Here is a 13134-nt window from a genome sequence, read left to right as displayed (position 1 = left end):
ATAGGTTAAGTCCTCGATCTATTAGTATCTGTCAGCTCCACGTGTCACCACGCTTCCACCTCAGACCTATCAACCTGATCATCTTTCAGGGATCTTACTTCCTTGCGGAATGGGAAATCTCATCTTGAGGGGGGCTTCATGCTTAGATGCTTTCAGCACTTATCCCGTCCGCACATAGCTACCCAGCGATGCCCTTGGCAGAACAACTGGTACACCAGCGGTGCGTCCATCCCGGTCCTCTCGTACTAAGGACAGCTCCTCTCAAATTTCCTGCGCCCGCGACGGATAGGGACCGAACTGTCTCACGACGTTCTGAACCCAGCTCGCGTACCGCTTTAATGGGCGAACAGCCCAACCCTTGGGACCGACTACAGCCCCAGGATGCGATGAGCCGACATCGAGGTGCCAAACCTCCCCGTCGATGTGGACTCTTGGGGGAGATAAGCCTGTTATCCCCGGGGTAGCTTTTATCCGTTGAGCGATGGCCCTTCCATGCGGAACCACCGGATCACTAAGCCCGACTTTCGTCCCTGCTCGACTTGTAGGTCTCGCAGTCAAGCTCCCTTGTGCCTTTACACTCTGCGAATGATTTCCAACCATTCTGAGGGAACCTTTGGGCGCCTCCGTTACATTTTAGGAGGCGACCGCCCCAGTCAAACTGCCCACCTGACACTGTCTCCCTGCCCGATAAGGGCAGCGGGTTAGAAGGTCAATACAGCCAGGGTAGTATCCCACCGATGCCTCCACCGAAGCTAGCGCTCCGGTTTCCAAGGCTCCTACCTATCCTGTACAAGCTGTACCAACATTCAATATCAGGCTGCAGTAAAGCTCCACGGGGTCTTTCCGTCCTGTCGCGGGTAACCTGCATCTTCACAGGTACTATAATTTCACCGAGTCTCTCGTTGAGACAGTGCCCAGATCGTTGCGCCTTTCGTGCGGGTCGGAACTTACCCGACAAGGAATTTCGCTACCTTAGGACCGTTATAGTTACGGCCGCCGTTTACTGGGGCTTCAATTCGCACCTTCGCTTACGCTAAGCGCTCCTCTTAACCTTCCAGCACCGGGCAGGCGTCAGCCCCTATACTTCGCCTTACGGCTTCGCAGAGACCTGTGTTTTTGCTAAACAGTCGCCTGGGCCTATTCACTGCGGCTTCTCGGGGCTTTAACACCCTAAGAAGCACCCCTTCTCCCGAAGTTACGGGGTCATTTTGCCGAGTTCCTTAACGAGAGTTCTCTCGATCACCTTAGGATTCTCTCCTCGCCTACCTGTGTCGGTTTGCGGTACGGGCACCTCTCACCTCGCTAGAGGCTTTTCTTGGCAGTGTGGAATCAGGAACTTCGCTACTAAATTTCGCTCGCCATCACAGCTCAGCCTTCACGGGAAACGGATTTGCCTATTTCCCAGCCTAACTGCTTGGACGCGGATATCCAATACCGCGCTTACCCTATCCTCCTGCGTCCCCCCATTGCTCAAATGGTGAGGAGGTGGTACAGGAATATCAACCTGTTGTCCATCGCCTACGCCTTTCGGCCTCGGCTTAGGTCCCGACTAACCCTGAGCGGACGAGCCTTCCTCAGGAAACCTTAGGCATTCGGTGGACGGGATTCTCACCCGTCTTTCGCTACTCATACCGGCATTCTCACTTCTAAGCGCTCCACCAGTCCTTCCGGTCTGACTTCACAGCACTTAGAACGCTCTCCTACCACTGTTCGTAAGAACAGTCCGCAGCTTCGGTGATACGTTTAGCCCCGGTACATTTTCGGCGCAGAGTCACTCGACCAGTGAGCTATTACGCACTCTTTAAATGGTGGCTGCTTCTAAGCCAACATCCTGGTTGTCTAAGCAACTCCACATCCTTTTCCACTTAACGTATACTTTGGGACCTTAGCTGGCGGTCTGGGCTGTTTCCCTTTCGACTACGGATCTTATCACTCGCAGTCTGACTCCCAAGGATAAGTCATCGGCATTCGGAGTTTGACTGAATTCGGTAACCCGGTAGGGGCCCCTAGTCCAATCAGTGCTCTACCTCCGAGACTCTTACCTTGAGGCTAGCCCTAAAGCTATTTCGGAGAGAACCAGCTATCTCCAGGTTCGATTGGCATTTCACCCCTACCCACACCTCATCCCCGCACTTTTCAACGTGCGTGGGTTCGGGCCTCCATTCAGTGTTACCTGAACTTCACCCTGGACATGGGTAGATCACCTGGTTTCGGGTCTACGACCACGTACTCATGCGCCCTATTCAGACTCGCTTTCGCTGCGGCTCCGCATCTTCTGCTTAACCTTGCACGGGATCGTAACTCGCCGGTTCATTCTACAAAAGGCACGCCATCACCCTTTAACGGGCTCTGACTACTTGTAGGCACACGGTTTCAGGATCTATTTCACTCCCCTTCCGGGGTGCTTTTCACCTTTCCCTCACGGTACTGGTTCACTATCGGTCACTAGGGAGTATTTAGCCTTGGGAGATGGTCCTCCCGGATTCCGACGGAATTTCACGTGTTCCGCCGTACTCAGGATCCACTCTGGAGAGAACAACATTTCAGTTACAGGGCTGTTACCTTCTTTGGCGGGCCTTTCCAGACCTCTTCGCTTATATCGTTCCTTTGTAACTCCGTATAGAGTGTCCTACAACCCCAAGAGGCAAGCCTCTTGGTTTGGGCTGTTCCCGTTTCGCTCGCCGCTACTCAGGGAATCGCATTTGCTTTCTCTTCCTCCGGGTACTTAGATGTTTCAGTTCCCCGGGTATGCCTTCTCATACTCTATGTATTCAAGTATGGATACTACTCCATTACGAGCAGTGGGTTTCCCCATTCGGAAATCTCCGGATCAAAGCTTGCTTACAGCTCCCCGAAGCATATCGGTGTTCGTCCCGTCCTTCATCGGCTCCTAGTGCCAAGGCATCCACCGTGCGCCCTTTCTAACTTAACCATTTCTTACTTTAGAAAGAATCACTATGTGTGATGAACTTTGCATTGCATTCAATGTGAATGTATTACTTATTGTTATCTAGTTTTCAAAGAACACGTTGGTGGAGCCTAGCGGGATCGAACCGCTGACCTCCTGCGTGCAAGGCAGGCGCTCTCCCAGCTGAGCTAAGGCCCCGATTTAATAGAAGATGGTGGGCCTGAGTGGACTCGAACCACCGACCTCACGCTTATCAGGCGTGCGCTCTAACCAGCTGAGCTACAGGCCCATCTTTCATATCGAAGATATGATGTTGTAGGATCTTTTGTAAGTTCCTTCAAAACTAAACAAGACGAAAACGCACACTGCTCCATATATCCTTAGAAAGGAGGTGATCCAGCCGCACCTTCCGATACGGCTACCTTGTTACGACTTCACCCCAATCATCTGCCCCACCTTCGGCGGCTGGCTCCATAAAGGTTACCTCACCGACTTCGGGTGTTGCAAACTCTCGTGGTGTGACGGGCGGTGTGTACAAGGCCCGGGAACGTATTCACCGCGGCATGCTGATCCGCGATTACTAGCGATTCCAGCTTCACGCAGTCGAGTTGCAGACTGCGATCCGAACTGAGAACAGATTTATGGGATTGGCTAAACCTTGCGGTCTCGCAGCCCTTTGTTCTGTCCATTGTAGCACGTGTGTAGCCCAGGTCATAAGGGGCATGATGATTTGACGTCATCCCCACCTTCCTCCGGTTTGTCACCGGCAGTCACCTTAGAGTGCCCAACTAAATGCTGGCAACTAAGATCAAGGGTTGCGCTCGTTGCGGGACTTAACCCAACATCTCACGACACGAGCTGACGACAACCATGCACCACCTGTCACTCTGTCCCCGAAGGGAAAGCCCTATCTCTAGGGTTGTCAGAGGATGTCAAGACCTGGTAAGGTTCTTCGCGTTGCTTCGAATTAAACCACATGCTCCACCGCTTGTGCGGGCCCCCGTCAATTCCTTTGAGTTTCAGTCTTGCGACCGTACTCCCCAGGCGGAGTGCTTAATGCGTTAGCTGCAGCACTAAGGGGCGGAAACCCCCTAACACTTAGCACTCATCGTTTACGGCGTGGACTACCAGGGTATCTAATCCTGTTCGCTCCCCACGCTTTCGCTCCTCAGCGTCAGTTACAGACCAGAGAGTCGCCTTCGCCACTGGTGTTCCTCCACATCTCTACGCATTTCACCGCTACACGTGGAATTCCACTCTCCTCTTCTGCACTCAAGTTTCCCAGTTTCCAATGACCCTCCCCGGTTGAGCCGGGGGCTTTCACATCAGACTTAAGAAACCGCCTGCGAGCCCTTTACGCCCAATAATTCCGGACAACGCTTGCCACCTACGTATTACCGCGGCTGCTGGCACGTAGTTAGCCGTGGCTTTCTGGTTAGGTACCGTCAAGGTGCGAGCAGTTACTCTCGCACTTGTTCTTCCCTAACAACAGAGCTTTACGATCCGAAAACCTTCATCACTCACGCGGCGTTGCTCCGTCAGACTTTCGTCCATTGCGGAAGATTCCCTACTGCTGCCTCCCGTAGGAGTCTGGGCCGTGTCTCAGTCCCAGTGTGGCCGATCACCCTCTCAGGTCGGCTACGCATCGTCGCCTTGGTGAGCCATTACCCCACCAACTAGCTAATGCGCCGCGGGTCCATCTGTAAGTGACAGCCGAAACCGTCTTTCATCCTTGAACCATGCGGTTCAAGGAACTATCCGGTATTAGCTCCGGTTTCCCGGAGTTATCCCAGTCTTACAGGCAGGTTACCCACGTGTTACTCACCCGTCCGCCGCTAACATCCGGGAGCAAGCTCCCTTCTGTTCGCTCGACTTGCATGTATTAGGCACGCCGCCAGCGTTCGTCCTGAGCCAGGATCAAACTCTCCGAAAAAGTACAAAACCGAAGTTTTGTTTTTCGTCAGCGTTTGACTGACTACCTATGATGTTTCATAGGATTTTTTTATAAAAACTCGAATTAACAGGTACGTTTTGTCTTGTTTAGTTTTCAAAGAACTTGTTTACCGCTTCAGAAGCGACTAGAACATCATACCACATTTAAATTGTTAATGTCAACAACTTTTTTGTTATCATGTTTTTTCGTTTCTTCGTCATCAGCGACGTATATTAATTTACCACCATACAGGATCAAAGTCAACAATATTTTTCATTAAATAATAAATTTTTCTATTACGACTAACGCTGCTACGCCTGGGATGCCCAATAAACCACTGATTCCACTTGTTACAGGGTTAATAGAAACATGTAATCCTAGACTCTCACCAAATAGATTGAGGCAAAATAAAAAAAGAGCACCTGCCACAAACTTAACTCCGATCAGCCCTAACCATTTGAAGGGGTTCGCTTGAACACCTGACATAAACAACAATAGCACAGCTAGCAAAATTGATCCGATCACAATAACAGGTTCCATAATCCTCTCATCTCCTCTTCATAAGAATAGTACAAGCATATGAGAGGACTATATAAAATAGACCTGCTATCTCCAGTTGTTTAAACGTAAATTCCTCTTTTTCGCTTCTCTTAGATAGAAAAAGTACTTCGCTTGAGCAAGCTTTAATTCGAATAGAATGTCCGGTGAAGGCTCAACGCTATTTGCGACAAGCTTTTTTTGTCTGTTCCATTCTTCCTTTTGCTTAAAAAGCTGTTGAATTAATTTCTCATCGAATTCTTTTCGAATTGATTTTCTGCGAAGAAAACCCATGTACCGTACTTCTCCTTCCTACATCTCACGTCTGCCCTCTAGAGCTTTAGACAGTGTGACTTCATCCGCATACTCTAAATCTCCACCTACTGGTAGTCCGTGAGCAATACGAGAGAGTTTAATTCCTGATGGTTTCAACAATCTAGAGATATACATGGCTGTAGCCTCTCCTTCAATGTTTGGATTGGTTGCAAGTATTACCTCTGTCACTTGATCGTCTTGCAATCTTTTTAACAGGTCAGGAATTTTAATATCCTCTGGGCCAATGCCATCCATCGGCGAAATGGCACCATGAAGCACATGATATAAGCCGTTGTATTCTTTCATCTTTTCCATTGCGATCACATCTTTTGGATCTTGCACTACACAGATAACAGATTGATCTCTTCTTGTATCTTCACAAATATAGCAAGGATCTTGATCTGTGATATGGCCGCATACCGAGCAATAAGTTAAATTACGCTTTGCGTTAACAAGCGCCTTCGCGAAATCTAGTACGACATCTTCCTGCATACTAAGAACAAAAAAAGCCAGACGGACCGCAGTTTTTGGTCCGATTCCTGGCAATTTCATAAAGCTGTCAATCAGCTTTGATATTGGTTCAGGATATTGCATCTTCAGTTATTCCTCCTAGAATAAACCTGGCATGTTCATTCCTTTTGTGAATTGACCCATTGTTTCATTTGTTAACTCATCCACTTTTTTCAATGCGTCGTTTGTTGCTGCAAGTACAAGATCTTGAAGCATATCGATATCTTCTGGATCAACAACTTCTTCATTGATTGCTACATCGACAACTTCTTTTTGTCCATTTACTTTTACAGTGACCATACCGCCACCTGCTGTACCTTCAAGGACTTTTTCTGCAAGCTCTTCTTGAGCCTTAGCCATATCCTTTTGCATTTTTTGCATTTGTTTCATCATTTTTTGCATATTTCCCATTCCACCGCGCATATGAACACCACTCTCTTTCATTTTTATTAATCTTTAATTTCAATTAAATCGGTTCCTACTAACTTCTTAGCTTCTGCAATCAACGGATCTTCTTCAGCAGAAGTCCCCTGACCATCTGCCTGTTCATCCGGCTGATGATCTCTTAAAAATTCTTCTCTTATTTTACCCCATTGAGCGTCAGGAACGCCAACTAATTCCACTCTTTTACCTAACATAGACTCTAATAGCTGCTCAAGGTTGGTTCGAACACCACTTTTATCTTCAGCAACCATTTTACAATGTATTTCAAACTTGAATTTTAAAACAAAGGCATGAGTAGCAGCAGCAACTGGTTCACTGTCCGTTAATAGTGCAGCGTGAGACACCTTATTCTGCTGTTTCAAGTGGGCAAGGAGTTCTCCCCATTTGCCTTTAATTTTTTCTAACTCTGGACGTTTTGCTTCTTTTAGAATCTCGTGAATTCGGCCGACAGGTGCACGGTATCCATTTTTGTTACTCGTTTGTGGTCGAGGTGCTTCCTTTTTTTCTTGAGGATGATGAGAATGAGACATTGGCACACCCTCAGCTCTTATCCTAGATAGCTCCTGTTCCAACCTGTCTATTTTATCCGTTAGTGTCGTTAAATCAGCGTTAGCATGAGCTTGCGGTATTCCAGCCGTTGACTGACATAGCTTAACAACAGCTACCTCAAAGAAAATCCTCGGATGATTCGTCCATTTCATTTCTTGGTGACTTTTATTCAGCACTTCAATTGTTTCATATAGAAATTGAGGTGTCACACGATCCGAAAGCGTCACGAAATTTTCATCGACCTTTACCTTTTCAAGGACTCCTTCCAAATCTGGTGCTGTTTTATAAAGCAGCATATCTCTAAAATAAAAAATCATGTCCTCAATTAATTTAGCAGCATCTTTCCCCTGCTGAAGTAATTCATTTAAGGTATCTAACGCCACGGCAATATTTTGATCAAAAATTGCTTCGGCTAGCTGACTAATGAATTGCTGAGAAACAGCTCCTGTAATGAGCAGCGCATCATCAATTGTCAGTTGCTCACCACTAAATGAAATGGCTTGATCTAAGAGGCTTAGTGCATCACGCATACCACCATCAGCTGCACTAGAGATAATCTCGAGCGAGCCCTCTTGTACATTTAGGCTTTCTGCATCTACAATTTTCTGCATTCTTCCAACAATATCTTTTGTCGTAATTCGTTTAAAATCAAATCTCTGACAACGAGATATGATGGTAAGAGGAATTTTATGAGGCTCTGTGGTAGCCAAAATAAAGATACAATGAGCGGGCGGCTCCTCTAACGTTTTAAGAAGGGCATTAAACGCCCCGATAGAGAGCATATGTACTTCATCTATAATATAAACCTTATATGTAACCGCCGAAGGTGCAAACTTCACTTTATCACGTATATCACGGATTTCATCTACGCCGTTGTTTGAGGCAGCATCTATTTCGATCACATCTGAAATCGAGCCGTTTGTAATCCCTTTACAGGCATCACATTCATTACAAGGTTCACTCACAGGTGACTTTTCACAGTTCACTGCCTTCGCAAAGATTTTAGCAGCACTTGTTTTACCTGTTCCTCTAGGACCTGAAAATAAGTAAGCATGAGAAAACTTCTTCTGCAAAAGGGCATTTTGCAACGTTTTTGTGATGTGTTCTTGTCCAACAACATCCTCAAAAACTTGAGGTCTGAACACTCGATACAAAGCTTGATAACTCACAAATACGCCCTCCTCCATTTATCATCTTTTTTATTATACATGATGCACCGATCAATTCAAAAGCACACCTTTATTTTCTAATAAACGAAAATGATGATTTCAACTATAGATTTTCTACTTTCTGTGAATCAAAAATCTGTTTTCTAGATTTTCGAATTGATCTGCCACGCCACTAAGAACACTAGTTCTCATTGTGATTAATAAAAAACAAAAAGACTCAAAAAAGATTTTTTGACTATTTGTATAAAAAAAGCAGCTGAACTATTCTTTAAACAGCAACAAAAAACTCACCTAGATTAACTAGATGAGTTACATTTAATATTGATTTACCGTGCACCTTCTGTCGATTCGCTACCCCAAGCGTTACTTAAACAGTTAGCTCGGCCCAGGCAACCCTGCGGCACATGAGAGGTTTCACTTAATGCTGCTTCCTTCCGGACCTGACATGGTTCATGAATTCCCATTGCGCAGGACCCAGACGTCAACACCACTTATTTAAGGCAGACCTTGAAGTAAACGAACCTTGAGAAGGGATTCGGCCTCGCTAGAGCGGATTGCGAGTACAGGGCACCGCTACCTCCCCGCTTAGCACGGCAAAATGAATATTAAATTGTTAGTGACGCAGACATAAGTATACCTTCTTATAGTCGAAATTGCAAACGACATCCATTCATTTACTTTTAGCTTGTTTCTTTCGCTGACGGAGATTTCGGAAGAACTGACTTAACAGCTCACCACACTCATTTTCAAGTACACCACCAATGACTTCAGACTGATGATTGAACCGTTCATCATCCAGTAAATTCATTAAAGTACCTGCACATCCACCTTTTGGATCGTATGCACCGAAAACGACCTTTTTCACTCTAGAAAGGACAATCGCTCCCGCACACATAGGGCATGGTTCAAGCGTCACATAAAGTACAGCATCTTCTAAACGCCAGCTTCCAGTCGTTTTACACGCTTCATCAATAGCAAGTAATTCTGCATGTGCAATTGAACGCTGCTCTGTTTCCCTTAAATTATGAGCACGGCTCACAATTTGGTCATCTAAAACGATGATGGCACCGATTGGGACTTCTCCTATTTGTTCTGCTTTTAAGGCTTCAGAAATAGCTTCTTGCATAAACTGTTCATCTCTCGTCATAGCACGGCTCTCTTTTCATGTTTTTTAAAAGGATATTGAGGTTAACATATTAGCACAATCTTTTAAAGGGGGTCTTACTTTGCAAAAGCACCAAAAGGCACTGCTTATTATCGACATGATTAATAATTTTGATTTTGAAATGGGACATGTGCTCGCTGATAAAACAGAGCAAATGACCAATAAGATTTTAGCTCTTAAAGATCGTGCTTTCAAGGAAAATTGGCCGATCATCTATATCAACGACCACTATGGTCTCTGGAAGGCTGATATTCAAGCTGTGATGGAAACATGCAAGAACGAAAGAAGCGCCCTTATTTTAGAGAAAATGGCACCATCTAAAGATAATTACTTCTTAATTAAACCAAAGCATTCTGCCTTCTATGGAACTGCATTAGAGACACTCTTAAATGAATTAGGTGTGCAAGACATCATTTTGACCGGAATTGCAGGAAACATTTGCGTTCTGTTCACTGCAAATGACGCATACATGCGAGAATACAATTTAATTGTACCTAAAGATTGTATCGCATCAAATGACGATAAAGACAACGAATATGCTTTAACGATGATGGAGAACGTTCTACTAGCAAAAATCACCACTGCTAAAGAGATCACGAATGAAAATCAAACATGATTTATCCATAACCCTCATAAATTGTTAGCAATAACAAAGGGGGCGTTGACTATTCAAATTTATGTTGTCAAAAGAGGAGATACTTTAAACGAAATTGCCATGCGTTTTAAAACAACAGTCAATGAAATCATCCGTACCAACGATATTGAAACACCAAATCAACTCGTCATTGGACAAACAATTGTCATTCCAATTAGAGGACAATTTTATGAGGTCAAACAAAATGACACACTTTATCAAATTGGAAGACGATTTCGAATTTCAGTGGAAGAGTTGGCACGTGTGAATAGAATACGGCCTGAAGTGATACTTCCTATTCGCTTCTTGCTCTATATTCCTCAAAGACCTAAAAGGAACATTAATTCGAATGCTTACATTGAACCACGAGGAAATCAAGTCAGTGAAAACTTAAAACAAGCAGCTAGAGAGGCCTCTCCATATTTAACGCATTTAGGCGCCTTTAGTTTTCAAGCGCAAAGAGATGGAACACTGAAAGAACCACCGTTAGATCAGCTACCTCAAATAGCCGCTCAGAGCAGAACCGTTTTATCCATGGTGGTGACTAATCTAGAGAATGATAAATTCAGTGATGAACTTGGGCAAATTCTTTTGAATAACCAATCTGTCAAAGCCACATTTTTAAATGAAATCGTTCGTGTTGCAAAAAAGTATCAATTAAAAGAAATCCATTTTGATTTTGAATATTTACGTCCCGCTGATAAAGATGCCTACATTCAATTTTTAAGAGAGGCAACAACCCGCTTCCATCAAGAAGGATGGACAATATCTGTTGCACTTGCCCCTAAAACCAGTAGTCAGCAAAAGGGGAAATGGTATGAAGCTCATGACTATGAAGCCATTGGGAAGATCGTCGATCATGTTGTATTAATGACCTACGAATGGGGATACAGCGGCGGCCCTGCGCAAGCAGTCTCTCCCATTGGACCTGTCCGCCAAGTCATTGAATATGCACTGACCGTTATTCCAGCTAATAAAATTGTTATGGGCCAGAACTTATACGGCTATGATTGGACGCTTCCTTACGTTCAAGGCGGTCCGATTGCTAAAGCTGTCAGTCCACAACAAGCGATTGCAATTGCTAGAAATAATAATGCCTCCATTCTATATGACGAAACAGCACAAGCACCTTATTTTCGTTATACAGATGCCAATAATAAAGAGCATGAGGTATGGTTCGAAGATGCTAGATCAATTCAAGCAAAGTTCAACCTCATCAAAGAGTTAAACTTGAACGGAATTGCTTATTGGAAATTAGGTCTATCCTTTCCTCAAAATTGGCTCTTATTATCAGATCAATTTAATATTGAAAAAAGAACGACATCGTAATCCGTTCGCTCTATCTCTCGGAAGGGGTATGGTACAATATACATTGGTTTGACAACTTTATAGATAGAGGAGAACGCCTATGTATCCTGCCCCTTTTATTGCAGTGGAAGGCCCGATTGGAGCCGGAAAAACAACTTTGGCTACAATGCTTGCGAAGGAATTTCAATTTCCTTTAGTAAAAGAGATTGTAGAAGAAAATCCATTCTTAGATAAATTTTATGAAGATATGGAACAATGGAGCTTTCAGCTTGAAATGTTCTTTTTATGCAATCGGTTCAAACAATTAGAATCTATTCAAGAAACCTATGTGAATCAACAGCAGCCGATTGTCACTGATTATCATGTCTATAAAAATATGATATTTGCAGAAAGAACATTATCAAAAAAGCACATGGACAAATACAGAAAGATCTATCACCTGCTAACAGATGATCTTCCTAAACCAAATGCCATCATCTATATAAAAGCGAGCCTTCCTACCTTACTTGAAAGAATACAGATGAGAGGACGCTCTTTTGAAGAAGACATTGACCCGGCTTATTTAAAAACACTCATTGAAGATTATGAGCTGGCCATTGAACATTTAAAACAGACTGACCCAGGGCTTCCTATCATTACCATTGAAGGAGATCATACAGACTTCGTTTCCTCACAGCAAGATTACCAGCAAATTGTACAGAACATAAAGGAGCAAGTGCTATGAACAATATTGAAATACCAAAGGATGCAGTGATCACAATCGCCGGGACTGTTGGTGTCGGAAAATCAACTATGACTAAAACAATAGCGGACAAGCTCGGCTTTCAAACCTCTCTTGAAAAAGTAGATGATAACCCTTACTTAGAGCCCTTTTATTCAGATTTCCAAAGATGGAGCTTCCATTTACAGGTTTATTTCCTAGCTGAGCGTTTTAAGGAGCAAAAGCGGATTTTTGAATCTGGTGGAGGATATGTGCAAGATCGTTCAATTTATGAGGACACGGGCATTTTCGCAAAAATGCATGCGGACAAAGGTACGATGTCTGAAGTAGATTATGAAACGTATACGAGTCTATTCGATGCGATGGTGATGACACCTTACTTCCCTCACCCTGATGTTCTTATCTATTTACACGGGGATTTAGATCATATTTTACATCGTATTGAGGAACGCGGCAGAGAGATGGAAACTCAAACGGATCGAGCCTATTGGGAGGAAATGTACACGCGATACACGGAATGGATCGAACAATTCGATTTATGTCCAGTGATTAAAATTAACATTGAAGATTACGACTTACTTCATGATGAAAGCTCACTTGAGCCCATTCTTCATGAGATAGCTTCTGTTATTCAAAAAAATCGCTCTAAAACAAAATAAAAAAACCGCTGCATTTCGCGAATGCAGCGGTTTGACAATTCCAATTTTTATGCTTGCGTTTCAATTCAACTAAGGTAAAAAATCAATATGGCGGAGGAAGAGGGATTCGAACCCCCGCGGGCTTTGACACCCCTGTCGGTTTTCAAGACCGATCCCTTCAGCCGGACTTGGGTATTCCTCCGTATCGACAAGAATTAATATACCATATCGATTTATTTCAAGTCAACATCTTTTCGAAAAAAAATTTCAATAAGTTATTTTGGCATGAGAATCTGCCCATAA

Annotated in this window: 10 protein-coding genes, 3 tRNA genes, 2 rRNA genes and 1 other RNA gene; 4 read left to right on the top strand and 12 right to left on the bottom strand. The window is 44.2% G+C overall.

Features of this window, described 5'->3' with window-relative positions:
- Nucleotide 1: 1 nt before the first annotated feature.
- The 11 genes from MHH68_RS00180 to tadA form a co-directional block, all read right to left on the bottom strand.
- A 23S ribosomal RNA gene (locus tag MHH68_RS00180) occupies nt 2-2932 on the bottom strand.
- A gap of 98 nt (nt 2933-3030) precedes the next feature.
- Nucleotides 3031-3106 (bottom strand) — tRNA-Ala (locus tag MHH68_RS00175).
- Nucleotides 3107-3120: 14 nt separating this feature from the next.
- Nucleotides 3121-3197, bottom strand: a tRNA-Ile gene (locus MHH68_RS00170).
- 95 nt (nt 3198-3292) lie between these two features.
- Nucleotides 3293-4841 (bottom strand): 16S ribosomal RNA (locus MHH68_RS00165).
- Together the 16S and 23S rRNA genes with 2 tRNA genes alongside form the textbook arrangement of a ribosomal RNA operon.
- A gap of 276 nt (nt 4842-5117) precedes the next feature.
- Nucleotides 5118-5381, bottom strand: a complete 264-nt coding sequence (locus tag MHH68_RS00160) for a pro-sigmaK processing inhibitor BofA family protein (protein ID WP_008342006.1) — start codon at nt 5379-5381, stop codon at nt 5118-5120.
- Nucleotides 5382-5447: 66 nt separating this feature from the next.
- Nucleotides 5448-5672: a YaaL family protein gene (locus MHH68_RS00155; protein WP_003218088.1), complete on the bottom strand. Its 225-nt coding sequence runs from the start codon at nt 5670-5672 to the stop codon at nt 5448-5450.
- 18 nt (nt 5673-5690) lie between these two features.
- Nucleotides 5691-6287 (bottom strand): recombination protein RecR, encoded by a 597-nt coding sequence (recR, locus tag MHH68_RS00150; protein ID WP_003218094.1) that lies wholly within the window; start codon nt 6285-6287, stop codon nt 5691-5693.
- A gap of 15 nt (nt 6288-6302) precedes the next feature.
- On the bottom strand, nt 6303-6626 hold the full coding sequence (locus MHH68_RS00145) for a YbaB/EbfC family nucleoid-associated protein (RefSeq protein WP_008342011.1): 324 nt from the start codon (nt 6624-6626) through the stop codon (nt 6303-6305).
- 26 nt (nt 6627-6652) lie between these two features.
- Entirely contained in the window at nt 6653-8365 is a 1713-nt protein-coding gene (gene dnaX, locus MHH68_RS00140) for a DNA polymerase III subunit gamma/tau (RefSeq protein WP_339164674.1), read from the bottom strand.
- 329 nt (nt 8366-8694) lie between these two features.
- Nucleotides 8695-8959, bottom strand: an RNA gene (ffs, locus tag MHH68_RS00135) — signal recognition particle sRNA large type.
- Nucleotides 8960-9035: 76 nt separating this feature from the next.
- A complete protein-coding gene (gene tadA, locus MHH68_RS00130; protein ID WP_058015899.1) occupies nt 9036-9512 on the bottom strand; it encodes a tRNA adenosine(34) deaminase TadA in 477 nt (158 codons plus the stop codon).
- A 79-nt stretch (nt 9513-9591) separates the two neighbouring features.
- Here tadA and MHH68_RS00125 point away from each other — a divergent pair, with 79 nt between their 5' ends.
- The 4 genes from MHH68_RS00125 to MHH68_RS00110 all read left to right on the top strand — a co-directional run bounded on the left by MHH68_RS00125 (nt 9592) and on the right by MHH68_RS00110 (nt 12852).
- Complete coding sequence (locus MHH68_RS00125; protein ID WP_339164671.1) at nt 9592-10146, top strand: isochorismatase family cysteine hydrolase; 555 nt, start codon at nt 9592-9594, stop codon at nt 10144-10146.
- A gap of 45 nt (nt 10147-10191) precedes the next feature.
- Nucleotides 10192-11493 carry a glycoside hydrolase family 18 protein gene (locus tag MHH68_RS00120; RefSeq protein WP_339164670.1) on the top strand — a complete coding sequence of 434 codons (1302 nt, stop codon included), beginning with the start codon at nt 10192-10194 and terminating at the stop codon, nt 11491-11493.
- Between the two features lie 79 nt (nt 11494-11572).
- Nucleotides 11573-12196: a deoxynucleoside kinase gene (locus tag MHH68_RS00115; protein WP_058015901.1), complete on the top strand. Its 624-nt coding sequence runs from the start codon at nt 11573-11575 to the stop codon at nt 12194-12196.
- Nucleotides 12193-12852 (top strand): deoxynucleoside kinase, encoded by a 660-nt coding sequence (locus MHH68_RS00110; protein WP_058015902.1) that lies wholly within the window; start codon nt 12193-12195, stop codon nt 12850-12852. The genes MHH68_RS00115 and MHH68_RS00110 overlap by 4 nt, the downstream gene beginning before the upstream one ends.
- An 88-nt stretch (nt 12853-12940) precedes the next feature.
- Here MHH68_RS00110 and MHH68_RS00105 read toward each other — a convergent pair.
- A tRNA-Ser gene (locus MHH68_RS00105) sits at nt 12941-13033 on the bottom strand.
- Nucleotides 13034-13134 lie beyond the last annotated feature (101 nt).

This window comes from Bacillus sp. FSL K6-2841 (assembly GCF_037976435.1).
In the GTDB taxonomy this organism is placed as follows: Bacteria; Bacillota; Bacilli; order Bacillales; family Bacillaceae; genus Bacillus; species Bacillus pumilus.
The sequence above is the reverse complement of the archived record's forward strand: the minus strand, read 5'-3'. Positions and strand labels throughout refer to the sequence as shown.

Coding starts and splice junctions, on each gene's coding strand:
- MHH68_RS00160 (WP_008342006.1), bottom strand. CDS start 5,381: ATGGAACCTGTTATTGTGATCGGATCAATTTTGCTAGCTGTGCTATTG.
- MHH68_RS00145 (WP_008342011.1), bottom strand. CDS start 6,626: ATGCGCGGTGGAATGGGAAATATGCAAAAAATGATGAAACAAATGCAA.
- MHH68_RS00155 (WP_003218088.1), bottom strand. CDS start 5,672: ATGGGTTTTCTTCGCAGAAAATCAATTCGAAAAGAATTCGATGAGAAA.
- tadA (WP_058015899.1), bottom strand. CDS start 9,512: ATGACGAGAGATGAACAGTTTATGCAAGAAGCTATTTCTGAAGCCTTA.
- MHH68_RS00110 (WP_058015902.1), top strand. CDS start 12,193: ATGAACAATATTGAAATACCAAAGGATGCAGTGATCACAATCGCCGGG.
- recR (WP_003218094.1), bottom strand. CDS start 6,287: ATGCAATATCCTGAACCAATATCAAAGCTGATTGACAGCTTTATGAAA.
- MHH68_RS00115 (WP_058015901.1), top strand. CDS start 11,573: ATGTATCCTGCCCCTTTTATTGCAGTGGAAGGCCCGATTGGAGCCGGA.